We start from the raw sequence: 22,890 nt of genomic DNA on the forward strand, positions 1-22,890 counted from the left end.
CGCTAGTGGTCTGTCGACATCCGGGCGGGGGCCGTCATCCAGGGATGCTCGCGCAGGAACGTCGACATCACGCCGCGGCGGGACACCGGGCCGAGCGTGGCGTTGGCGAGCGAGCGAGACTCCTCCTCGCCAACCGGCGGGCAACGCCGGGACGGGACGTCGATGCCGTACAACGCGGCGGCGTTGTGGGAGAGGATGCGCGCCTTCACGTCGTCGGTGAGCGCCGGGTAGCCGTACTGCTCCTGGAAGCTCGGCGTGATCTCGAACGTGCGGAAGGCGGCGATCTGGTCCTGGGGGCTCCCGTACCAGATCGAGTCGGTCCCCCACAGGATGCGGTCGGGCCCGAAGGCCGCGAGCAGCTTGCCCAGGACATGGGCCGCCTCGTCGGGGTTGCCCATCACGATCCGCCAGGTGGAGCCGAGCTCGGCGTAGACGTTGCCGCCGGGCCCGATGCCGGCGTCGGCGGCACTGCGCACCAGGCGATCGACGCCCGTGAGCGCTGACGCCTCCTGGTCGGCGTCGTAGGCGCGCTCGGGCGTCCCGGACTCGTAGCCGGAGTGATACACGCAGAAGGCGAGGTCGGGATGGGCGGCTGCCGCCGGCCCGATATCGGAGGGCGAGGCCCACCGGTTGCCGCCCGACAGTCCCTTGTGCACGGCGACGATCGGGACGCCCGACGCGCGGACGGCCTCGATGAACCGCTGGCCGATCGGCGCCGCGGACGGGTCGTGGTCGTCGAGTGCCCAGCCGGTCGGCGCATGCGTGTACGCCTTCCACGCGGCGAGCGCGTGCGTCGAGGCCAGCTCGAGCATCGATGCCTCGACCGCCTCGATCGGGCCCACGTCCGGGACGGCGTGCCCCTGGACGAGCACCCGTCCGTCGCCGCACAGCTCGTCGGCGAGCGCACGCCCCCGCTCCATGGCGTCGATCGACAGGGGGTCGGGGTCGGCGACCACGGGCACGGCCGAGATCACGGCGACCGCGGTGTCGCTCTGGTTGAACACCAGGTCGTACCAGTGGTCGACCGAGAAGCAGTCGCCGGGGTCGTCCTCGCCGCACCCCGCCTGGGGAAACCCAGCGCCGAACGTCTCGACGTTCTCGAGGAAGTGCGTCTGGACGTCGATCACCGGCGCCGTACCGACCGGGCCGTGGACGACCTCGCACGCCGCGTCCTGGTCGCGGGCGACGGCCGGATCGACACGGAACCGCCCGCCGCGCTCCCGGCCGGTCGCTCGGGCGCGGTCGGCCGCCGCCCCCTCGAGGGCGACCAACCCGGCCGCCATGCCGGCGGCCGACGTCAAGAAGCGACGACGAGACCAGCCGTGGCGCCGGGCGTGGATGTCGGCCGCGTCCCTCGCCCTGCGCATCGCCTCGCGCCGCAGGTCGTCGAGAGGCGATGGCAGATACTCGCCGTTCGAGCACGGCCAGAGCTTGAGCGGGAGACGCTCGTCGTCGTCCACGCGACCATCGAACACCGATGGTCGCCCGGTGTCGAGCGAGATCGGCGTCAGCCGGCGGCGACGAACTTGGCGATGCGCGCGATGCCCTCGGCCGCGGCGTCGTCGCTGAGGGCGAACGAGAAGCGCGCGTAGCCGGGTGTGCCGAACGCCTCACCGGGGACGAACGCCACCTTGGCCTCGGACAGGACGTGGTCGGCCAGCTCGAGGGTGGTGGTGCAGGTACGCCCGGCGATCTCGCGGCCGAGCAGGCCCTTGACGTTCGGGTAGCAGTAGAACGCGCCCTGTGGCGGGAGGCAGGTGACGCCGGGGATGTCGTTGAGCGCGGCGTGCATCGCCGTGGCCCGGCGGGCGAACGCCTCGCGCATCGCCGCCACGGCCGACAGGTCGCCCGACACGGCGGCGAGCGCAGCACGCTGGCTGACGTTGGCGACGTTCGAGGTGGTGTGGCTCTGGAAGTTGGTGGCTGCCTTGATGACGTCGTTCGGTCCGATCATCCATCCGACGCGCCAGCCGGTCATCGCGTAGGTCTTGGCGACCCCGTTGAGGATCAGGCAGTGGTCGGCAAGCTCGGGCACGACCGTCGGCATCGACACGAATCGCGCGTCGCCGTACGTGAGGTGCTCGTAGATCTCGTCGGTGATCACCCAGATGCCCCGCTCGACGGCCCAGCGGCCGATGGCCTCCACCTGCTCGGGCGGGCACACGGCGCCGGACGGGTTGTCGGGGCTGACGAAGAGCAGGGCCTTGGTGCGCGGCGTGTAGGCGGCTTCGAGCTGCTCGATGGTGACCTGAAAGCCGGTCTCCTCGCTGGTGTCGACGATCTTGGGAACGCCGCCGGCGAGCGTGATCGCCTCGGGATAGGTGGTCCAGTACGGCGCCGGCACGATCACCTCGTCGCCCGGATCGCAGAGCACGGCAAAGGCCGTGAACACCGCGTGCTTGCCGCCGTTGGTCACCAGCACCTGGCTGCCGGTGCAATCGAACCCACTGTCCCGCTTGGTCTTGACGGCGATCGCCTCGCGCAGCTCCGGAAGCCCGGCGGCCGGCGAGTACTTGTGGTTCTTCGGGTCCCTCGCGGCGGCGATCGCCGCCTCGACGATGGCGGGTGGGGTCGGGAAGTCGGGCTCGCCCGCGCCGAAGCCGATGACGTCCTCGCCAGCGGCCTGCAGCGCCTTGGCCTTGGCGTCGACCGCCAGGGTGGCGGACTCGGCGATCGCAGCAAGGCGTGAGGAAATACGGTTCACGGGCTGCCATGCTAAATCCGTGGCTGACACTCCCCCCATCGAGTTCCCGATTCCCACCGAACTTCTGCCCGCCGACGGCCGCTTCGGCTGCGGACCCTCCAAGGTCCGCGCCGAGCAGATCGACGCCGTGGTCGCCGCCGGCCGCTCCGTGCTGGGCACCTCGCACCGTCAGGCCCCGGTGAAGCGGCTGGTCGGGGCGGTCCGCTCCGGGCTGATGGACCTCTTCGGGCTCCCCGAGGGTTGGGAGATCGTGCTCGGCAACGGCGGCACCACCGTCTTTTGGGACGTCGCCACGTTCGGCCTCGTCGAGCGGCGGAGCCAGCACCTGGTGTTCGGCGAGTTCTCGTCGAAGTTCGCCGAGGCCGCCACGGCCGCACCGCACCTCGGTGAGCCGTCGGTCATCGCGTCCGATCCCGGCGACCACCCCGACGCCGTCGCCGACGCCGACGTCGACGTGTACGCCCTCACCCACAACGAGACCTCCACGGGCGTGGCGATGACCCTGCGCCGGCCCGCTGGCGCGTCGGCCGACCAGCTCGTCGCCGTCGACGCCACGTCGGCTGCCGGTGGCCTCCTGTGGGACCCGGCCGAGGTGGACGTGTACTACTTCGCACCCCAGAAATGCTTCGCCGCCGACGGCGGGCTGTGGCTGGCCGCCTGCTCCCCCGCCGCCGTCGAGCGCATCGAGCGCCTGGCTGCGTCGGATCGTTGGCGCCCGGCGTCACTCGATCTCGGGATCGCCCTGTCGAACAGTCGCCTCGACCAGACCTACAACACCCCGGCGGTCGCCACGCTGGTGCTGCTCGCCGAGCAGGTGCGCTGGATGAACGAGCTCGGCGGCATCGACGCCTGCGCCAAGCGGTCGCAGGCCTCGGCGGAGCACTTGTACTCGTGGGCCGAACAGACCGAGTGGGCCACGCCGTTCGTCACCGATCCGGCGAAGCGCTCCAACGTCGTCGGCACGATCGACCTCGCCGACCACCTGGACGCCACGAGGATCTCGGCGGCGCTCCGGGCCAACGGCATCGTCGACACGGACAGCTATCGCAAGCTGGGGCGCAACCAGCTGCGCATCGGCATGTTCCCGGCCATCGACACCGGCGACGTGCAGGCCCTCACGGCGTGCATCGACCACCTCGTCGCCAACCACGCGGAGGCGCTCGGCCGCTGATGAGCCCGCCGTCGCAGCTCACGTTGAACCTCGACGGCATCGAGCCGCTGCACGCTCCGGTGCTCGTGCTCGCCCTCGACGGCCTGTTCGACGTGCTGTCGGTGGCCAGTTCGGCGCTCGAGCACATCGTGCCCGACGAGGCGGCGGTGACGATCGGCGAGATCGACCCCGACCCGTTCTACGACTTCACCGTCGAGCGTCCAGCGATCGAGCTCGTGGACGACCCCGACGACGAGGCGAGCGGCAGCCGGCCCGTGATCGTGTGGCCGAGCAACGTGATCCGCTTCGTGAGGACGGGCGGCGCCCACGACATCGTCGCCCTCGACGGCGTCGAGCCGCACCTCGCCTGGCCGACGTTCGTGCGGTGCATCACCACGGTCATCGAGCAGCTCGGTATCGACCTCGTCGTCACGCTGGGCGCGGTCGCCGACACCACGCCGCACACGCGGATGCCCACGGTCACGGGGAGCACGAGCGATCCGGTCCTGGCCCGGCGGCTCGCCCTCGCGCCGCCGTCGTACATCGGGCCAACCGGTGTTGTCGGCGTGTTGCACAGCACGCTCGAGGCGGTCGGCACGCCGACCGTGTCGCTGCGCGTCGGTGTGCCCCACTACCTGAACGCCGGTGAGCATCCGCGCTGCGTCGCGGCGCTGGTGCGGCATGTCTCGCACGTGATCGACGTGCCGATCGTCGTCGATCTGAGCGACGCCATCGCCCACTGGGAGGATGCCCACACGGCTGCGATCGCCGACGACGAACAGCTGCGTGACTACGTGCGGATCATCGAGGCCGAGTACGACCGCCGCCACGAGGCCAAGCTGGCCGAGGGTGGCGACATCGCCGCCCAGTTCGAGCAGTTCCTGCGCGATCACCCCGACGACCACCCACCGGCCGGCGAGGTGTGAGCGGAGAGAGCAGGAACCTGCTCCCTCCGCTCACAGATCCCGAGGTTCAGCCGGCGGCCGCGGCGGCGAAGCCCCGCTCGAGGTCGGCGAGGATGTCGTCGATCGTCTCGAGCCCGACGCTCAGGCGCACGAGGCCCGGCGTCACGGCCGACGCTGCCTGCTCCTCGGCGGTGAGCTGACTGTGCGTGGTGCTCGCCGGGTGAATGACGAGGCTGCGGACATCGCCGATGTTGGCGACGTGGCTGTGCAGCGTGAGCGCCTCGACGAAACGCCTGCCCGCCTCGAGGCCACCTCTGATCTCGAAGGCGAGGACCGAGCCGAAGCCTTTGCCGCCCCCGTACTTCTTGGCCCGGTCGTGGTAGGGGCTGCTCGGCAGGCCCGCGTAGTTGATCGAGAGCACGTCGTCGCGGCCGTCGAGAAACTCGGCGACAGCCTGGGCGTTGGCGAAGTGGCGCTCCATGCGCAGGCTCAGCGTCTCGATGCCCTGGAGCAGCAGGAAGGCGTTGAACGGAGAGACCGCCGCGCCGATGTCCCGCAGCAGCTGGACTCGTGCCTTGATGGCGAAGGCGCCCGGCCCGAGTGCGGGCCAGTAGGCGAGGCCGTGGTAGCTGGGGTCCGGCTCGGTGAAGTTCGCGAAGCGGCCCGACGCACCGAAGTCGAACGTCCCGCCGTCGACGATCGCCCCGGCGATCGACGTGCCGTGTCCTCCGATGAACTTGGTGAGGCTGTGCACCACGATGTCGGCACCGTGCTCGAGTGGCCGGATGAGGTACGGCGTCGGCACCGTGTTGTCGATGATGAGTGGGATGCCGGCGGCGTGAGCCACGCCGGCGACGCCCTCGATGTCGAACACGTCGTTCTTCGGGTTGGGAATCATCTCGCCGTAGAACGCCTTGGTGGTGGGACGGATCGCCGCCTCCCACGCCGCGAGGTCGTCGGGGTCGTCGACGAACGTCACCTCGATGCCCATCTTGGGCAGCGTGTAGTGCAGCAGATTGTAGGTGCCCCCGTACAGCGAGGCCGACGACACGACGTGGTCGCCGGCCTCGGCGAGGTTGAGGAGCGCCAGCGTCTGGGCGGCCTGGCCCGAACCGACCACGAGCGTGCCGGGGAGCCCGATCGCCGTGGTCACGCCGCCTTCGAGGGCGTTGAGCCGCGCCTCGAGCGCCCCCTGGGTGGGGTTCATGATGCGCGTGTAGACGTTGCCCACCTCGGAGAGGGCGAACAGGTTCGCCGCGTGCTCGGTGCTCTTGAACTGGAAGCTCGTCGTCTGGTAGATCGGCACCGCCCGAGCGCCGGTGGCCGGGTCGGGGCTGGAGCCGGCGTGAATCTGACGGGTCTCGAAGCCCCAGGCAGCGGACGGATCGGTGTCACTCATGGTCGCCGATCATAGGACACCAATACCTGACCTCCAAGGTCGGAATTCCGGGTCGGTTGCCGTCCTACGATGGCGCCCAGCGACCCGGCGAGAACGTCCGCCAGCGCTCACGAGACGAGCCGCCGGTCGAAGCGCTCGACGACCGTGTCCGACGTGAGACGGCTGACCCAGTTGGCGAGTGAGTAGTCATCGAAGTTCGCCGGGGGGCCGACGGGGCGCGTCAGCGCGGCGAGCTGCTCCTGCAGCTTGGCGCCATCGATCCCGTCGGCATCGCGCTCGATGAGCACGACACGGCTCGGATCGTAGAACGGCTCGTGTCTGATGAACTGGTTCGTCGTCACGAGGATCGCCCCGGTCGCCAAGGTCTCGAACGTTCTCATCGTCAGACCGGCCTGATCGGTCCGCGGGATGTCGAGCACAGCGTGCGATTCTCGGAACCGCGCAGCGATCACGTCTCGTGGCAGCGAGGTCGTGGACACCTGCGACCACGAGACGTTCGTGTGTTCACGAGTGACGTACTTCGTGACCGCGAAGTACCACCGAGCCTGCACAAAGAGATGGACGAACGCGTCCGCCCCCTCCGGGCACGCGGCCGACACGATCGGGTAGCGGTCCGAGTGAAGGGTCCCGACGAAGCACACGTCCCACCTGGGCCGCCTCGTGGCAGGACGACTCGACGGCTGGCGCACACCGCCTGTCTCGAAATCGCTCGTGTAGAACAACGGGAGATACGTGAGGTCCGCCCGTTGGGCGACGTCGTTGGGATCGAACGAGAAGCGCACGTCGAAGAGATCGAGAATCTCGACGGAGTTCGGGTTGTTCGCGATCGAGTCGAACGTGTAGTAGATCCACCGGGCCTGCGACGTCTGAGAGCGAAGCGCTTCGAGGAACCATCGAGGAACAGCCTCACCCTTGACGACGACGACCGTGTCGAAGGCGAGCCCTTCGATGCGTCGATGCTGCTCGAGGTAGTACCGGTCAATGAGGTACTTGAGTGACTGCCGACTCCACCGAATGGCAGCGCGAACCAGTGAACTGTTGGACGGGCGCTCGTCAATGAGAGTGACGTCGAAGCCCTGCCGTTCGAACTCTGCAACGATGTCCTTCTCGTAGCCGAAAAAGGACGGGGTGATGAGAAGCGCGCGTGGCCGCATGACTCTGCCGTGGTGTGCGTGCGCTGTCAGTGACAGCCGCGGCGCTTCAGGACGGAAGGGATCGTCCTGAGCAGGATCATCAGATCGGCCTGGAACGTCCATCCTTCGACGTACTCGGCGTCGAGCATGGCTCGTTCGGGGTACCTGATGTCGTTGCGACCGTTCACCTGCCACGGTCCGGTGATCCCGGGCACAGCCTCGAGGTACGCTCCTCGCCAGGGGCCGTAGAGCCCGAGCTCGTCAGGTACGACGGGCCGGGGACCGACGAGACTCATGGAGCCGACGAGAACGTTGAACAGCTGCGGCAGCTCGTCGAGCGACGTGCGACGCAACAGGCGGCCGAACCCGAAGACCCGCGGATCCTCGTGGAGAAGAAGCTTGTAGTCGTTGCCGACATAGCGTGCGTGCAGGTCCGGATCGGCCCGCAAACGATGCTCGGAATCTCGGTACATCGTCCGGAACTTGAGGCAGCGGAAGTGCCGTCCGCCATGGCCCACCCGCTCCTGCCCGAACAGAGGATTGCCCGGCGACGAAACGACGACGCCGATTGCCAAGATCACCAGCAGGGGGGAGAGCACGACGATCAGGAGCGCCGCAGCGACGACGTCGAAGGCGCGCTTGGCTTGTCGACCTCGACGGTCGTACCGGTCAGAGATCCGGGCCGGATCGAACCCTTGAGCACTCGTCGGAGGCACCGCAACCGGACGCAGTAGCCCGGATAACGGCTCCACTGCGATTGTCCGATGGACAGCGAATTCCTCCGATTGGAGTGATTCAAGCGAGGTCAGTGATTCAAACCGAGAATTTGGCGCGCTCGAGAGAGCGACCGCCGTCCGCTCATTCAAGGTATGTCTCCACGACGCAGCGAAAGAGCTGCACTCACGCGGGGGCCCGCCGGCCCACCACTTCTTCGGCAACGCCGAAGTCCGCCTAATATTGCCTACGGCGCGAGGGCTCCGCCGAGCCCATAGATTCCGCCGTGGCTGTATGGTAGCACACCGGGCTCGCAGGCGGCAGGAAAAAGCTGTGACGAGTTGGTGCAACGGCGATCAGCTCGCGAGGAGGCGATGGTGGGACATGTGAGCAGCAGGGTGCGATGCCTGTGGTTGAGCTCGGACGTTCCGTTTCCCGAGCACTCCGGCCGCATGCTCTACAGCGCCGGCCTGTCCGGCGCACTGGCTGCGGCGGGCGTCGAGGTGGTCGCCCTCGGGATCGACGACACCGGACAATCCCCGCCCGAGTCCTGCCCGGTCGTCTGGCGACCGATCGAGCGAGAGCCGACACCGTCGCTCCTGCGCAAGGTTGCGAGCCGGTGGCCGAGCAGCGTCTTCGATCGGCGCACCGGTCCGTATCGCCAGGCCTTGTCCGCTGCGATCCGCGAGGGCGGATGGGACGTCGCGGTCATCGACTTCCTCGCGATGTCGTGGACCATGCCGATTCTCCGCGCCGCGGGGATACCGGTCGTGTTCGCCTCACAGAACTACGAGTCGGCGTTGCGCAGGGACGTCCTCGACGTCGTCTCATGGCGAGATCCGGCCAAGCTCCCGCTGATGTACGACGCCTTTCGAGTGCGCCGATGCGAACGGATGTTGCTCACAGGGAGTGCGCTCGTCACGGCGGTGACGGAGTCCGACGCTGCTCACTTCCGGCGGGAAGGAGCCACGAACGTACTGGTGGCCACGCCCGGGTACTCCGGCAGCAGGGTGCACCACCGGACGATCTCCGATGCCACCCCGCGCGTCGCAGCCGTCGTCGGAAGCCTGATGTGGCACGTCAAGCGGCGCAACCTCCAGCAGTTCGTCGAGGCCGCCGACGACATCCTTGCCAGTGCGGGGATCGAGCTGCGGGTCGTTGGTGCCACCCCACCCGATTTCGATCCGCACCAGTTCAGCAAGGCTCGCAGCGTTCGGTTCACCGGTGCTGTCGACAGCATCGACGATCAGCTCACTGACGTTCGCGTCGGGGTGATCTCGGAACGCGGCGGTGGTGGGTTCAAGCTCAAAGCCCTCGACTACGTGTTCCATCGTGTACCGATGGCAGTCCTCGATGGGTCGATGGACGGTCTCCCGCTGCGGCCGGACGTCGACTATGTCCGCGCGGCATCCGAGGACGTGCTGGCGCGTCGGATCGTCGAGCTGATCGACGACCCGGCCGAGTGCCAGCGAATGCAGGCCAGCGCGTTCGACCGTTGTGCGGAGCTCTTCGAGTGGTCGACACGCGGGCGACTCCTGAAGGACGAGATCGAAAAGTTGGTGTACGCCTCCCACCGGGTCGCCGCCTGCAGATGACATCAGTCGACGTGCTGCTGGTCAGTCCCCCAACGCCTGTGTGGGGTGCACAACTCCGCATGCTGGATTACGCCCCGGCACTTGCCGAGCGTGGTGTGCGATTGACGCTTGCCTCGCCACCGGACGGGGACTTTCACGCCCGCTGGGTCGGATGTGGGCTCCCCCACCGGGCGGTCGACCTGCCGATGCTCGACGGGATCCGTGACCCGGAAACGGATCGTCGTCCGCCGCCGCACCAGTTGGCCGCCACGCTCGCGCGAGCTGCACGAGGTACGGGCTCGCTGGCGAGAGCCATAGGCGACGTGGACGCCGTCTGGTCGTTCTACCTCCGCAGTCATCCCGCGTCGGTCATCGCCGCCCGGCTGCGCCGCGTCCCGGTCGTCGTGGAGGTGGTCGACATCGTGAGTCCGGGCATCGGCCGCCGGATACTCCAGCGTTGCTCGGCCAGTGCCGACGCGACGATCGTCAACAGCGCGGCCACCGGCGCCGCCCTCGAGGGACGCGGCCGCAACGTCCACATCATCCACCCTGGCGTCGACATCGAGCGCTTCGAACCCGGACCGACGTCGCTGGCGACACGACGCGTTCTCGCCGACGATGGCGGCGTCCTCTTTGGAATCGCCGGCCGTATCGACGAGGACAAGGGAATCGACGTGCTCATCGAGGCCTTCGCCCGCGTGCCACGCGAACTCGACGCCCGCCTTGCTGTCATCGGGGCGGTCGGGATGTCGAGCGAGGCTGCGGCCGACCGCTTGAGGGCCAGAGCCGCAGAGCTCCTGGGCGGCAGGGCCCGGTTCGTCGGACGACGCGACGACATGCCCGACGTCCTGCGCTGCCTCGACGTGCTGGTCAACGCGTCTCCGGCGGAACCGTTCGGCCGCAGCGTCCTGGAGGCACAGGCGACCGGTGTGGCGGTCATCGGTTCCCGTCAGGGAGGGATACCGGAATTCGTCTCCGACGGAAGCACCGGCCTGCTCGTGCAGCCGAGCGACGCCGACGATCTGGCCAGGGCCATGACCACACTCGCAGCCGATGCCGGGCTGCGGCAACGCCTCGGTGCGGCCGCTCGTGCCCAGGCGGTGGCCGACTTCAACATCGTCGACCGATATGACCAAGTCGCCGAGCTCCTCATCGAACTGGTGCGCCCCTGATGATGCTCGCTGCCGGACTCCTCGCCGCGGCAGCGGTGTTCCTGACGGCGCGTCGCTGGGAGATCCGTGGATGCCCCGAGCGCTTCGTCGCCCTCGTGGTCGTGTTCCTGCTCGCAGAGTGTCTGCTCTACCCAGCCCAGGCCCAGGCACCGACCGGTCCCTTTCGCATCCCGCTCCTCGGCGGGAGCGTCCGCACGCAGGATGCCCTGGTGGCGATCGGCGTGTTCGCTCGGCTCACCAGCCGTCCGCTGCCTCCGCGCGTGAGCGGAACTGGGGTGCTGTGGTTCGCTGCGTTCGTCTGGCTTCTGACGGCGACCGCACGGGGCGTCTTGGCCGGTCACCCCACCAACCTGGTCCTCTTCTCGGCGATGTCGCTCGCCGGCCTGTTCGGCGGTCGGCTGCTCGTGGCCGGCTGCGATCCATACCGTCTCGCGACCATGCTGCAGGGCTGGTGGTTGCTCCCGCTCTCGGTCATCCTGCTCGTGCTGTTCCCGCTGACGGCCAGCGACGGCGACAACCCCGGATACCTCGGGACCGATCTCGGCACCATTCATGTCGACACGGCATCGGTCTTCGTCGCTCTGGGCACGTGCGTCCTGCTTGTGAAGTGGAGCGGACGGCAGGGACCCAACTGGCTGGCGTGGGCGCCGCTCGCGCTCCTCATCACTCCGTTCGCCATCGAGCAGCGAGCGACACTGGTTCACCTCGGTGCGACGGTTCTCGTCATCGGGTGGGCGATGACTCGTCCTCAGTGGCGTTCGAACATCCGCCTCCCTCGTGCCCATCTGTTGTGGGCGTCGCTGGTCGTGGTAGCCGCCTTGATGGTGCTCGTCATCGTGCAGCTCAGCCAGCCGAAGGGAACGATGCCATTCTCCGACTACTACCAGGACACGTTCTTCTCGACCGGCCAGCAGCTCTCGGCGGCAGCCCGCACCGAGGCCTATGACTTCGCCCTCGACGAGTGGGCCCGCGCCCCTGTGTACGGCCACGGACTCGGCCACTCCTACGAGATCATTCCGCCCGGTGAGTTCGAGGTACGAACGTTGGGAACGTTCGACAACGTGCCCCTCGACCTGCTCGTGCGCTCGGGGGCCGTCGGCCTGGTGCTCTTCGGACTGGCGTACGTGTCCACGATTCGGAACGGTTTTGCCGTGTGGCGGGGCGACCGGCGCCGTACCATCGCGGCTCTCGCCCTCGCCGCAGCAGCGACGCTGGTGGGACTCGCTGCCAAGTCGATGTTCGAGTCGATCCTCGAGAAAGGGAAGCTGGCGTTGCTGATTGGACTCTGTGCAGGTGTGGTCGCCGCGACGCGCAGCTCCGAGGTTCGGCCGGGCAAGCAGCCCGAATTCGCTCCACCCGACGACGCCCGGCAGTCCGTATGGACCTGATCGAGGTCCGCCGCGCTCTACGCCGCTTCTGGCTGCCGAGCCTCGCAGTACTCCTGCTCACCCTGGTGGCGAGCTATGTGGCGGCGACCCGCGGCGAGGTGCGCTATGAGTCCACCGCGGTCGTCACGGTGACACCCATTCCGGGGGTCGGCGGCAGCGCAGACGCGGTGCGTTTCTACCTTCCTGCGATCGTCGAGCGTGTCGGGTCGAGGTCGTTCCGCGCCGAACTCACCGAATCGCTCTCCGAAGAGACGCTGGCCGCGGCCGACGAGCTGACGGCGGTGAACGACGTCAACACCGGAATCGTTCGCATCACCGCTGATGGAACAGACGCCGCCGCGGTCGCCGAGATGGCGAACACGGCAGCAGAGAGCATCGTTGACGCCTTCGCACCCGCTCCCGGCACATCCGTTGCGGTTGTGGTGGAGATCATCGACGAGGCCGGACCCGGTACGGAGTACGGGAACGACAACGTGGCTGCCATCATGCTCGCCGGCCTCGTGCTCGGCTTGATCCTCGCCGCCAGTACGGCCATGGTCTGGCAACGGTGGAGCCGCTCACTCGATCCGGCGACTCGCATCCGCAACAATGTCGGTGTCCCGGTGCTCGCCGTGCTTCCAAACCTCCCCGAGCTTCGGGCCGCGGAAGGCGATCTGGCCCAGGTCATCACGTCAGGCCCTGCCCGCGTCGTCGAGCCGTTCCAGGCTCTCCGGTCACGCCTGGAGGGCGTGTTGCGCGGCGGCGCCGAGTCGCCGCTGGCCGTCACGTCATGGCAGCAGGACGAGGGGCGGACCACGGTCACGGCGGCGCTCGGGCTCATGCTCGCTGCGGTCGGACATGATGTCGTGGCGATCGACGCCGATCTTCGTGACCCGCACCTTCACGAGCTGCTCGGCGCGCCGCTGGCGGTGGGACTTGCGGAACTCGACCACGTCGGTGTCGGCAAGGTCGTCGTACAGACGCCTCAAACCGGGCTCGGTCTGGTCGCTGCGGGGATCGCCAAGACCCACCCATCCCAGATCCTCGCGATGGCGTTGCCACCGACGCTCGCCGAGATCGCGGCACGGACTCCGAAGCCGACGATGTTGATCGATGCTCCGCCGTTGAGTTCGGCACATCACCGAGGCGCAAGAGAGCAGATGCCGGCCGAGACAGCGACGGTGCTCGGCGCAGCTCGGAGTGTGCTGCTGGTGATCGACCCGACGACGAGGTACCTGCCCGAGATCGCTGTTGCCGTCCAGCGCCTACGTGAGGATGGTGTGTTCATCGTCGGCGCCGTACTCAACGGACGGCGGCGGCGACCGTGGAGGCGTCCTTGAGCCTCGAGCCTGATGCTGGCAGGACGCCCGCCAACATCGATGCGGCCACGCGCATCTCGGCGATCGTGTGCACGCGGAATCGGTCGGAGTGGGCGGTGAAAGCAGTCGCCAGTCTGTTGGCCCAAGATGTTCCCGACGATCAGCTCGAACTCATCGTCGTCGACAACGCCTCCACCGATGACACAGGCGTGCTCCTCCCGGAACTCGTCGCCCGACATCCAGGCGGGCGATACCTCCTCGAACCGGAACTGGGCCTTTCCCACGCTCGCAACCGTGGCATCCTCGAATCGACAGGGGACGTGGTCGCTTTTCTCGACGACGACGCCGAGGCGCTTCCCGGCTGGGCACGCCATCATCTCGACCGCTACGCCGACCGCGATGTCGTCGGCGTGGCAGGGCGGATCGACCTGGATTGGCCGAGGGAACGCCCGGTGTGGCTTCCCTCTCGTTGGGACGGAATGTACGCCGGCCTCGACCTCGGCCCGGACGGTCGCGATCTGGACCCACCGGCAATTCCGTACGGGGCGAACATGTCGTTCCGGCGCGACGCGCTGGAGGGAGATGCGATGTTCGACCCCAATCTCGGGCGTCGTGGGGAGGACCTGATCTCCGGTGAGGAACACGAGTTGTTCGCACGGCTGCGCGCTTCTGGTCGACTCGTCTACGCACCAGACGCTCGTGTGACCCACCATGTTCTTCCGGGACGCGTCACCGCACGATGGTTCCTGCGGCGCGTGTGGGCCCAGGGCCGCACCAACGTTCGGCTCGCCACCGTGCTGCGCGACCGTCGCTCTCGCCCCGGCTGGCTGGCGCGCGCCGGCTACGCCGCTGTTCAGACTGCGGCTTCGCTGGTGCTCTTCGCAGCTCGGAGCGTGAGGGGGTCGACCCCATCGGCGCGGATGGACCGCCTCGCCCTCGCGGTTCAAACCGCCGCGATCTCCAAGGAAGCACTTCGAATGGCAGTGCGAAGGTCACCCCGCCCGAGCGCGGCGTCGTAGCGCCGCCGCCTTACTCGCCGTGGGTCGCGGCTCGCATCAGTCGCTGCGAAGCACACTCAGTGCCGGGTCAGGTCCCGTGATGCCGACGCCAGCTGCGGCCGGCCGGGCCTGGCGTCTGCGCGAGAGTCCGGCGATCGAGCGGCACTCTGAGAGCACCGCGGGCCAGAGCATGCGGACAACCACCGCATACGCAACCATGGCCGGAATCGTCGCCAGGATGAGCACGACGATCGGCGCCCCTCCCAGTCGCTCGACCGACCAGGCAACGACCAGCCAGGTGACCGCAAGGACGACGGATCCGACCGCTGTTGGCACGTGAGCGGCGAGGAACCGCGACCAGGGAAGATCGATGATCCGTGCGACGTAGAGGGTCTGGGGCAGGGCGACGGACAGTGAGACGATTCCGACGCTCAGCGCCACCGCGTTGATGCCCCACTGCACGGAGACGAGGTAGCCGGTGAGGTACAGGGTGACGTTGACGGCCGTCCAGCGGAACACGAGGTCGGTTCGACCGCAGGCGGTGCAGAGTGGCGACAGCAGCCATCGCGAGATCATGGTGAGGGCTGCGAGGGCGAGAAGTTGCACCGGAACGATGGCATTGTGCCACTCGTCGCCGAAGATGAGCGGCACACCGACGTCGGCACCGACAGCCATCAGCACCAGCATCGGCCACACGAGCAGGACGACGAACTTCGTCGCTGTGATGAACCAGTTGCGTATTCGCTCGGGCTCGTCCTGCAGCCGTGAGAACACTGGCAGGGCAACGTCGTTGACCGCCGAGCCGATCAGCTGGAGCGGGAAGCGCTGGAGACGGTAGGCGACCGCATAGTACGCGAGCGCGGTCGGTCCCAGCACCCTGCCGATCACGAGGTTGTCGGCGTTCTGGCTGGCGAACATCATCAACTGGGCGCCGAGCAGGCCGACGCTGAATCGGAACAGGCCCCCGAGCTGGCCTCGCTCGAAGCCGAACCGCGGCCATCCCCGCATCCCGATCAAGCACATCAACACCAAGACGTCGGTGACGATGGTCTGGACCACGAGCGTCCAGTAGCCGGCTCCAGCCGTGATCGCGATCAGCCCGGCGACACCACCGACGACCACTGCCGATGATTGGATGACGGCGAGCTGGCGGAACTCGAAGGCCCGACGAGACGTCATCAACGGGACGATGGTCAACCCCTTGACGAGGAGGTTCACGCTGAGGACTCGGAGGACGCCGACCAGCTCAGGAGTCCGGAAGAAATCAGCGAGGGATGGGGCAAGCAAGATCGTCGCGACCATGAACACCAGCGCCATCGACACGTTGAGGGTCGCCACGGTTCGGATGTCGCCATCGCGCAGGTTCTGGCGTTGCACGAGCGCAGCTCCGAAACCCTGGTCGAGCAGCAGCATGACCAGCGAGATGTACACGGTCGCGGCCGCCATGATGCCGAAGTCGCCGGGCCCCAGCAGACGTGCGAACAACATCGTGAACAGCAGGCGACCCCCCGTCGCCCCCACCATTTGCAGCATCGCCCACCGAACGCTGTGGGCGGCGGTCGCTCGAAGCGTGTCGACGTGCTCAGGCCCGGCCATCGGCACCCTCAGCTGCCATGGACGACGGTGTACTCGTCATAACGGATGCCCGCGAGGCCCGTGAGCAGACCAGCCCCCAGTGAGATGTGCTTGAGACCGGTCAGGGTCGCCGCGCGTCCGCGTGAGAGACCCACCAGCGCCTGGGGGATCCCCCGGGCGATGTGTAAGCAGCCGTTGGCGGCGCGCCGCAGGCGCCGCCACCAGGTGTCCTGAAGATCGCGCAGACAGAGGCTGAGCGTGTTGCCCCGCCGATACTCCCGCTTCAACACCCACCACGGATTGACCCGGGAGGCTGGTACCGAATCGTGCACGATCGCGTCATCCGCCCAGACGATGGAGAAACCCTGGTTGACCGCGCGCTGGAAGAAGTGGGTGTCGTCGCCACCGTTCAGGCCCATCGCCTCGTTGAACGGCGCCGGGTCGCCAGGGGGGAAGACGCGTGCCGCGATGAGTACGTTGCTCGTGCGGGCGTAATCGATGCGCTGTCCGGTCGCGAACCGTGGACGTTCGTAGAAGCCGCCCTCCACCGCCCAGGTCGGCGGCGGCTCCTCGAAAAGCGGCAGGACCGTCCCGGTGACGACATCCGCTCCGGTACTGCGTTGAACTCGAAGCAACTCGGCGAGCCAATTGGTCTCCGCGAGCTCGTCGTCGTCGAGGAACGCGATGAAGTCGGAGCCGCGCGCCATGCGTACGGCGGTGTTGCGCCCGAACGGAATGCCACGGCGCCGCTCGCTCGCGTAGACCAACTCCCACGGCATGTCGCCCTGCCAGCGCTCGACGAGCGGCCTCGCCGACTCGGCGGGATCGTTGTCGACGATGATCACCTTCACCTCATAGGCGTCGCCGGGATCCTCGAGCTTCGCCAGGCTGGCGAGGAGCGCCGCGAGGCCAACAGGTCGGTTGTAGGTGAGCGCGCACACCGCAACCGTCGTCGCCATCGGACTAGCCAGCCGCGACGGGGCGGGTCATCATCGCTCGACCGGCGAGATCGGCATCGGGTTCCTTGCCGAGCAGCGCAAGAACGGTTGGCGTCAGATCGAACGCGCTCCGAGTCCCGAGGTCATCGTGACCGATTCCCGGTCCTGCGATGACGGCGAATCCGTTCGAGCTGTGTTCGCCCGTCCGGTTGAAGGCGACGGGACCGATGACGCCCGCCTGCGGATGCTCGAGGGCGTCGAACGGCTCCTTCCACAAGACGACCAGATCGCCGTCGGCGCCACCCGGAGCAAGCGGATCGTCGGCGCGTACGCGGATCACCTCGTCGACCACTTCCCGGCCCGTGCGGGGATTGCGGCTCTGACGGATGATCTCCTCGAACTCATCACACGCCCGGTGATAGTCACCGGGCGCGACGATCCCGTCACGTTCGCGACCTTGCAGGTTGATCCGCACGTGCGCATCGGAGAAGGTCGGCAGGGTGAACCAGCGCATCCGCGGCCAGTACGCCCGATACCACATCGGTGGCTGCCAGGTGACGTCGCCGCGCTGGGCGATCACCTCCTCGACCGTGAACGATGTCTCCGGCTCCGGCGGATCGCGAAGCTCCCAGGGCATCCGCGGCTCGGGCAGGCCCTTCAGCCGCCGCCGCAGTTTGAGCACCCGCTCGAGCGCGTCGTCAGGGGCCACCGCGGTGGCCAAACGCCGAGTCCGCCCCGTCAGGCCCTCGCCGAAGCGGCGGCGCACCGTCGTCAGCCAGTGCTGACGTTCGCTCGGCACGACGAAGCCACTGCTGTCGGCCAGTGACTTGCTCTCGCCTCGGATACCGAGCAACGAGCGATTGAATTCGAGCCGGTGCAGGAGTTCGGGCAACAGCACCATCGACGGCACGTCGTTGGCATTCGGCTGCATCCCGTGCACGGCGAACACCACGACGGTCGTGTCCGAGGGCAGCGCCTCGATCAAACGGCCGACCTCTGCGTCGACGGCACTGTAGACCTCGATCAGCCGGCGGCGCGCCTGACCCCCCGTCTTCGACCGGTGCAGCGGATGCCTCTCGTCGATGCCGTGCCACATGTGGTGGCCGGCAGAGTGCGGTTCGGACATGACCGTGAACAGGAAGTCCCAGTCGGGCTCTCGCTCCATCAACCACTGCACCGCGTCCACGCGCCGGCGAGCGCCCTCGATGTTGACCTCCGCGAGCGTGTCGATGAACTGCGGCACGTACCACGCGCCGTCGTAGTCGTTCTCGAAACCGGGATGCGTGCCGAATCGGGCGTCGACCTCGGCAAGCACTCCTCGTGGCTCCGACGCCCGGGCGAACTGCGGGGAGTGAGCTCCCCACGCCGTCACCTGTACTCCGTTGACACGGCTGTCCGGCACCGAATGAGGCACATCGAAGGCGATCACCTTGGTGTCCTCGCCGAGGGCATAGAACGGTGCCACCGGGTGGGCGCCGATCGTGTAGGCGTCGTACGACTCAGGATCGAACTCCACGGTGCTCCAGTACCCGTTGGAGGTCGCCGTGCGCCCGGTCAAGAACTGCGTCCACGGCAGCTCCGATCGATACGGAATCACGTTCTCGAGCACGCACCGACTGCCTCGCGCAAGAAGCGAACTCAAAGCTGGCATGCGCCCCGCAGCGGCGAGTTGCTCGGCAACCCGCCACTCCATCGCGTCCAGACCGATCGCGGCCACCCTGCCCATTCTCGTGTCCTCCTGTCCGCTAAGGACATTCCGCCGTCCTATGAGCGATCACAATCTACTCCGCCGACGCGCCGGCTGCGCCGGGAATCCCCGAACGGGCGACGGCGGAGGGCTCCGTCGAGCCGAACCCCGACTAGCTCGCGCCGAACTCCTCGAGGAATGCGGCCCACGATTGGGGAAGGAGCCGAACGTCGAACTGGTCGTTGTCACCGAGGAAGTACGCGTGGTAGGCGAGCGCGCCGGGACCTTCGGCCGGCAACGAACGCAGCCACGCAGCCATCGAACGCACGAACGTCGGGTTGTCCCCGCCGTACGCACCGATGTCCGTGGCCGCCAAGCCCCACTCGGGATAGGCCACCGGCTTGTTGTGGGCGACAGCGAACTCCTGATGGAACTGGATCCGCGGGAGGTATTCCTCTGCCCACACGAGGGCCGGATCGTTCCACGTTCCGGTGGACGGTGAGAAGTACCTCATGGGTCCACCCTTGTCGAACACGGTCATCCCGATGATGTCGACGTAATCGTCGCCCGGATAGGCGCAGTCGGCGTACTCGTCGAACTGGCGCATTCCCGTCGTCCATTCGATTCGGAAGGTCGGCGAGACCGACCGGAACACATCGACGACGTGGCGGAACGCGTTGGCATAGCCCTCGCAGGACGCGTGCGCGGACCACGGATACCACTCGGCGTCGAACTCGTGCCCGATTCGCAGGACGGCGTCGGGCACTCCAGCCGCGACCAGTGATTCCGCTGCCGCCAGGAAGTAGGCGTCGAAGGCTCCGCCGGCCGCCTGTTGCAGGTTGACGGCGACCTGCGCGATTCCTTCCTCGCTTCTCGCATCAGCGTCGCCGAAGGCCAACGGAATGGAGACGGAGTACAGCGGATTCGCACGTGCGGAGATCCAGCTGGTCAAACCACCGAGTGCGCCGTTGACGCTGCCCTGGAAGTCCTCGGGAGTCTCCCGACCACCGAACTGGACGACGGTGTTGAGCTCGTAGCCCAGCGCGTCCTCCATCGCTTGCAGCGTTTCGACCTCTCCCCACCCCGGGTAGACGCCGAGCGTCTGCCGGATGTCAGCAGCTGGTGACGCACCAGCCGACGCATTCGAGACGCCTCCCGCCGCCGTCGTGAGCCCACCTACCATTGCCAAGACCGCCGTGATTCCAACGGTCACATTCCGCCTGATCATGTGACGCATGGCGGCGCAGTGTACGCCAGAGCGACGTCATGGTCTCTCGATTCCGGCTACATTTCGCTCGCATGTCACGGCGGCACCATTTCCGCCACTCGCGCCTCGCCATCACGGCGGCGCTGGCGCTGGCCGGGGCCGCCAGGGCGTCGACAACCCTCGCAGCCGCGGGCGTGCCGCCGGGACTGCCGAGGACCCCAACCGAGGCGTTCGACGAACGACGGGACCGCTATCTGCAGGCGATGATGACGGGGCCGCAACAGCATTTCGACCACGACGCCGCAGTCGGTCTGCTCCTCCTGGAACACGCTGATCGCACCGGAAGTCGCGAGTCCGTCGCTCGGGCCAACGAGCTCATCTTGTCGAGCCTCAGGCGACTCGACCTCTCGGATGCCAACGACGAGTTCTCCGCCCAGCACGGCGGCGCGTTCTCCTTCATCAACGCCGTCCTCCGATTCGGGGGGCAACCGGACCTTCTGTATCCGGAGACCTTCGACGCCGTGGTGCGCGGCGAGTATCCGGACGGAACCGTCGACACGGATCACTCGCTGATCGCCTTTCGCGACCAGTTCTTCGGCGCCGCCTACAGCGCACAGGGAGTGGGTCTCGATGTGCGCAGCGGTCAACCTTGGGATCCCGCGGGCCCGGGTGGGTACAACGGCACCGAGAACCACAAGCTGCAGTCGCTGGTCACAGGAATGCTGCTGTCGGAGATCTACGCCGACGACGTCGTCAACGGAGTGCCGGTGCGGGATGACACGCCCGCTCTCGACGATCAATGGCACTACTACCGCGATGCATTCTTCCGCTACTCAGCGGAATGGAACGATGGCAGCGTCGACCACGTCCGCCGTGATGTCGCCCAGACCGAAGATGATTCGATCCAGTATCTGCCGACCTATCTCGGCGACTACTGGTTGCTGCGCGACCTGTACTCCGACCCTGCCGTACGGGCGCAGGCCGAGACGTTCATCGATCGTCTCCTCGCCGACTGGAGCGAGGACCTTGTCGGGCCACTACACACCGGGCCGACCGAACGGGTCTACGACATCGAGCTGAGCGAAGGCCTCTCGTTCCAGGAGCACGCGCTCAACTATCTGCTCTTCGACAACCTCGGCGGCTCGTTCCGGACGGAGAGCGACGAGCTCTTCGACTTCGGCGGCTGGGCGAATATCGCCGTCGCGACGAGCGACTACGTCCCGGGCTCGCCGGACTTTCCCATGGTGCTCGTCGATCTCGCGACCGACAAGGGCGACGGCTACACCGTTCGCGAGGGAGGGAGCGATCACAACTGGGTGGAGTCGGACCTCGCCCTCGGGTTCCGACTCGACGGCCGCGTGTTCAACGAAGACCTTCCCGGAGGATTCCAGGTCGTCGCCGAGGGCGGCGGTCCGCTGGCCGGGCGAATGGTGACCGTTTTCCACGGACCCACCCCGTTCTCCAAGGAGAAGCCCACAATCACGCCGATGGGCGTGCAATCCGGGAGGACGGCCCTGCTTCGTGCAGAGGCGGGCGGCACGCCGCAGCGAATCTGGGTCCATCCCGACTTCGCCAGCGTGGTCACGGACGATCGCTGGCTGTTCCTCGCACAACCTTCCTGGTCCGGCCGCACGGTCTATGCAGCGATCGGTGCCGCTGGCGGCTCGATCCGATCCGCGGGGACTGTCGATGGCGGCGAGGTCTTCGAGATCGAGACGTGGGACACGATGGTGTGGGAGGTAGCAACGTCGGATGACGTCGCGAGCTTCGATGCGTTCCGCGAGGCGGTGGCTGGGGGTCGCCTGACCTTCGACGAAGGACTCACCGACTTCGTGTCTCCTTTCACCGGTACCGAACTCCACCTCGAGCCCGACCCGGCCAACCGAACGGTCGACGGGGTTCCCGTCGACTGGGGCCAGTACGACTACAGCTTTTCGAGCCCTTGGGGTTCTCACGCGTACGGAAACACGTCGGCGATCGTGTCCGGCAACGGTCAGTCCGCCGAGTGGAACTGGGATCCCGATGGCACGGGATCCGAGGAACAGACCCCCGTGAAGAGCGTGGTCAACCGAAACGAGTGAAGCGTCGGGCTGAGGACATGCTTCAATTGCCGTGGGCCGAACGGCCTGGTGGGTAGAGTGCGGTCGCACGTCGCCGTCGCCGAGCCGTACGTGCGTTGCATGTGCGACAGACGCTCCCGGGGTGGGAGCCCAGAAGAACGGATCTCGCGATGATCACTGAGCGCTCGGAGCTCACCGGGCTAGACCTGACCGGAGATCGACGCAGCGCGTTCGATCGGCTGGGATTCCTGCCGGTCCCCGATCTCGGCCTGTCGATCGGCGACCTCACCGAGGTCGAGCGACTGCTCGATGCCTTGTTCGACAGGTATCGGGACCTCCCCGGCGAGATCGCCCATGACCGGGCCATCAATGATGACCCCGACGTGGTGCGGATTCCCGAGATCGTCCGGTGCACCGAACTGGAGCCGCGTCTGCTCGCGACACGGGCGTTCCACGTCGTCACGGCACTCGCCGACGAACTGCTCGGCCATCGGTCGCAGATGGTCTTCGACCACGCCATCTTCAAGCCCGTAGGGGCCGCCGGGGCCACGTCGTGGCACCAGGACTCGGCGTACGGACGTGACACGGGCCTCGCCGTCTGGCTCCCTCTCCAGATGACGGACGTGTCCGACGGGTGCATGCGCTACGTCCCGTTCAGCCACCTCGGTCCCAACCACGAACATCGTCTGGATGTGACGCCTCAAGGGCACCGGATCTGGCACCTCGACGACGCGCTCGTCGACGGCATGGATCCGGTCTCGGTCCCGGTACCACTCGGCGGGGCGAACGTGCATGCCCGCAAGACGATCCACGGAGCGTGGCCGAACACCGGTCAGCGAGTTCGGAAGGCCTGGATCACGATCTTCGCCAAGCGCCCCTCCCGGGTGCAGCGGTCGATCGACCGGCTTCGCCCGCGGCGACGTTCCGTCGATCGAGCGGGGACGACGGCCGGCGACCGTGCGACATCGAACTAGCAGATACCCTGCGA

18 protein-coding genes are annotated in these 22,890 nt (G+C 67.5%); 9 read left to right on the forward strand and 9 right to left on the reverse strand.

Translation table 11 applies throughout. The features are described 5' to 3' along the window. Positions 1 to 2: 2 nt before the first annotated feature. Complete coding sequence (locus tag DN771_RS21700; RefSeq protein ID WP_162942247.1) at positions 3 to 1,460, reverse strand: amidohydrolase family protein; 1,458 nt, start codon at positions 1,458 to 1,460, stop codon at positions 3 to 5. Positions 1,461 to 1,507: 47 nt separating this feature from the next. Further along, positions 1,508 to 2,704: a pyridoxal phosphate-dependent aminotransferase gene (locus tag DN771_RS21705; RefSeq protein WP_193615398.1), complete on the reverse strand. Its 1,197-nt coding sequence runs from the start codon at positions 2,702 to 2,704 to the stop codon at positions 1,508 to 1,510. A gap of 19 nt (positions 2,705 to 2,723) precedes the next feature. On the opposite strand from DN771_RS21705, the gene serC reads away from it, so the two are divergent. Then, entirely contained in the window at positions 2,724 to 3,875 is a 1,152-nt protein-coding gene (serC, locus tag DN771_RS21710) for a phosphoserine transaminase (RefSeq protein WP_227462434.1), read from the forward strand. Then, the gene (locus DN771_RS21715; protein ID WP_116999654.1) at positions 3,875 to 4,780 is read left to right on the forward strand and encodes a PAC2 family protein; all 906 of its coding nucleotides are present in this window, start codon (positions 3,875 to 3,877) and stop codon (positions 4,778 to 4,780) included. The genes serC and DN771_RS21715 overlap by 1 nt, the downstream gene beginning before the upstream one ends. Positions 4,781 to 4,826: 46 nt before the next feature. Here the strand turns inward: DN771_RS21715 and DN771_RS21720 are convergent, their stop codons facing one another. The 3 genes from DN771_RS21720 to DN771_RS21730 form a co-directional block, all read right to left on the reverse strand. Then, on the reverse strand, positions 4,827 to 6,158 hold the full coding sequence (locus DN771_RS21720; RefSeq protein ID WP_116999655.1) for a bifunctional o-acetylhomoserine/o-acetylserine sulfhydrylase: 1,332 nt from the start codon (positions 6,156 to 6,158) through the stop codon (positions 4,827 to 4,829). Positions 6,159 to 6,265: 107 nt separating this feature from the next. After that, entirely contained in the window at positions 6,266 to 7,312 is a 1,047-nt protein-coding gene (locus tag DN771_RS21725; protein WP_116999656.1) for a WaaS/CpsH family glycosyltransferase, read from the reverse strand. A gap of 26 nt (positions 7,313 to 7,338) precedes the next feature. Then, on the reverse strand, positions 7,339 to 8,157 hold the full coding sequence (locus tag DN771_RS21730; RefSeq protein ID WP_162942248.1) for a sugar transferase: 819 nt from the start codon (positions 8,155 to 8,157) through the stop codon (positions 7,339 to 7,341). 234 nt (positions 8,158 to 8,391) lie between these two features. On the opposite strand from DN771_RS21730, the gene DN771_RS21735 reads away from it, so the two are divergent. The 5 genes from DN771_RS21735 to DN771_RS21755 are packed head-to-tail and all read left to right on the forward strand — an operon-like array spanning position 8,392 to position 14,456. Continuing rightward, entirely contained in the window at positions 8,392 to 9,600 is a 1,209-nt protein-coding gene (locus DN771_RS21735) for a glycosyltransferase (RefSeq protein ID WP_162942249.1), read from the forward strand. Next, positions 9,597 to 10,751 carry a glycosyltransferase family 4 protein gene (locus DN771_RS21740; RefSeq protein WP_116999659.1) on the forward strand — a complete coding sequence of 385 codons (1,155 nt, stop codon included), beginning with the start codon at positions 9,597 to 9,599 and terminating at the stop codon, positions 10,749 to 10,751. The genes DN771_RS21735 and DN771_RS21740 overlap by 4 nt, the downstream gene beginning before the upstream one ends. After that, positions 10,751 to 12,139, forward strand: coding sequence for an O-antigen ligase family protein (locus tag DN771_RS21745; RefSeq protein WP_116999660.1), 1,389 nt, complete (start codon positions 10,751 to 10,753; stop codon positions 12,137 to 12,139). The genes DN771_RS21740 and DN771_RS21745 overlap by 1 nt, the downstream gene beginning before the upstream one ends. Continuing rightward, on the forward strand, positions 12,130 to 13,458 hold the full coding sequence (locus DN771_RS21750) for a hypothetical protein (RefSeq protein ID WP_116999661.1): 1,329 nt from the start codon (positions 12,130 to 12,132) through the stop codon (positions 13,456 to 13,458). Before DN771_RS21745 ends, DN771_RS21750 begins: the two co-directional genes overlap by 10 nt. Then, complete coding sequence (locus DN771_RS21755; RefSeq protein ID WP_116999662.1) at positions 13,443 to 14,456, forward strand: glycosyltransferase family 2 protein; 1,014 nt, start codon at positions 13,443 to 13,445, stop codon at positions 14,454 to 14,456. Before DN771_RS21750 ends, DN771_RS21755 begins: the two co-directional genes overlap by 16 nt. Before the next feature lie 36 nt (positions 14,457 to 14,492). On the opposite strand, the gene DN771_RS21760 is transcribed toward DN771_RS21755, so the two are convergent. The 4 genes from DN771_RS21760 to DN771_RS21775 form a co-directional block, all read right to left on the reverse strand. Next, entirely contained in the window at positions 14,493 to 16,031 is a 1,539-nt protein-coding gene (locus DN771_RS21760; RefSeq protein ID WP_162942252.1) for a lipopolysaccharide biosynthesis protein, read from the reverse strand. Positions 16,032 to 16,039: 8 nt separating this feature from the next. Then, positions 16,040 to 16,969 (reverse strand): glycosyltransferase family 2 protein, encoded by a 930-nt coding sequence (locus DN771_RS21765; RefSeq protein ID WP_116999664.1) that lies wholly within the window; start codon positions 16,967 to 16,969, stop codon positions 16,040 to 16,042. Between the two features lie 4 nt (positions 16,970 to 16,973). Beyond that, the gene (locus DN771_RS21770; protein WP_116999665.1) at positions 16,974 to 18,674 is read right to left on the reverse strand and encodes an alkaline phosphatase family protein; all 1,701 of its coding nucleotides are present in this window, start codon (positions 18,672 to 18,674) and stop codon (positions 16,974 to 16,976) included. Positions 18,675 to 18,807: 133 nt separating this feature from the next. Beyond that, positions 18,808 to 19,689, reverse strand: coding sequence for a glycoside hydrolase family 26 protein (locus DN771_RS21775; RefSeq protein ID WP_162942254.1), 882 nt, complete (start codon positions 19,687 to 19,689; stop codon positions 18,808 to 18,810). A 245-nt stretch (positions 19,690 to 19,934) separates the two neighbouring features. Between DN771_RS21775 and DN771_RS21780 the strand changes: the two genes are divergently transcribed. Both DN771_RS21780 and DN771_RS21785 read left to right on the forward strand, forming a co-directional pair. After that, positions 19,935 to 21,923: a hypothetical protein gene (locus DN771_RS21780; protein WP_116999667.1), complete on the forward strand. Its 1,989-nt coding sequence runs from the start codon at positions 19,935 to 19,937 to the stop codon at positions 21,921 to 21,923. 149 nt (positions 21,924 to 22,072) lie between these two features. Continuing rightward, positions 22,073 to 22,876, forward strand: a complete 804-nt coding sequence (locus DN771_RS21785; RefSeq protein ID WP_116999668.1) for a phytanoyl-CoA dioxygenase family protein — start codon at positions 22,073 to 22,075, stop codon at positions 22,874 to 22,876. The last annotated feature ends 14 nt before the right edge of the window (positions 22,877 to 22,890 follow it).

This window comes from Desertimonas flava, assembly GCF_003426815.1.
Classification (GTDB): domain Bacteria; phylum Actinomycetota; class Acidimicrobiia; order Acidimicrobiales; family Ilumatobacteraceae; genus Desertimonas; species Desertimonas flava.

Excerpts from the sequence above, each read along its gene's own strand:
- DN771_RS21715 (WP_116999654.1), top strand. The coding sequence starts at position 3,875 with ATGAGCCCGCCGTCGCAGCTCACGTTGAACCTCGACGGCATCGAGCCG.
- DN771_RS21720 (WP_116999655.1), bottom strand. The coding sequence starts at position 6,158 with ATGAGTGACACCGATCCGTCCGCTGCCTGGGGCTTCGAGACCCGTCAG.
- DN771_RS21725 (WP_116999656.1), bottom strand. The coding sequence starts at position 7,312 with ATGCGGCCACGCGCGCTTCTCATCACCCCGTCCTTTTTCGGCTACGAG.
- DN771_RS21740 (WP_116999659.1), top strand. The coding sequence starts at position 9,597 with ATGACATCAGTCGACGTGCTGCTGGTCAGTCCCCCAACGCCTGTGTGG.
- DN771_RS21745 (WP_116999660.1), top strand. The coding sequence starts at position 10,751 with ATGATGCTCGCTGCCGGACTCCTCGCCGCGGCAGCGGTGTTCCTGACG.
- DN771_RS21750 (WP_116999661.1), top strand. The coding sequence starts at position 12,130 with ATGGACCTGATCGAGGTCCGCCGCGCTCTACGCCGCTTCTGGCTGCCG.
- DN771_RS21760 (WP_162942252.1), bottom strand. The coding sequence starts at position 16,031 with ATGGCCGGGCCTGAGCACGTCGACACGCTTCGAGCGACCGCCGCCCAC.
- DN771_RS21765 (WP_116999664.1), bottom strand. The coding sequence starts at position 16,969 with ATGGCGACGACGGTTGCGGTGTGCGCGCTCACCTACAACCGACCTGTT.
- DN771_RS21770 (WP_116999665.1), bottom strand. The coding sequence starts at position 18,674 with ATGGGCAGGGTGGCCGCGATCGGTCTGGACGCGATGGAGTGGCGGGTT.
- DN771_RS21775 (WP_162942254.1), bottom strand. The coding sequence starts at position 19,689 with ATGGAGGACGCGCTGGGCTACGAGCTCAACACCGTCGTCCAGTTCGGT.
- DN771_RS21780 (WP_116999667.1), top strand. The coding sequence starts at position 19,935 with ATGTCACGGCGGCACCATTTCCGCCACTCGCGCCTCGCCATCACGGCG.
- DN771_RS21785 (WP_116999668.1), top strand. The coding sequence starts at position 22,073 with ATGATCACTGAGCGCTCGGAGCTCACCGGGCTAGACCTGACCGGAGAT.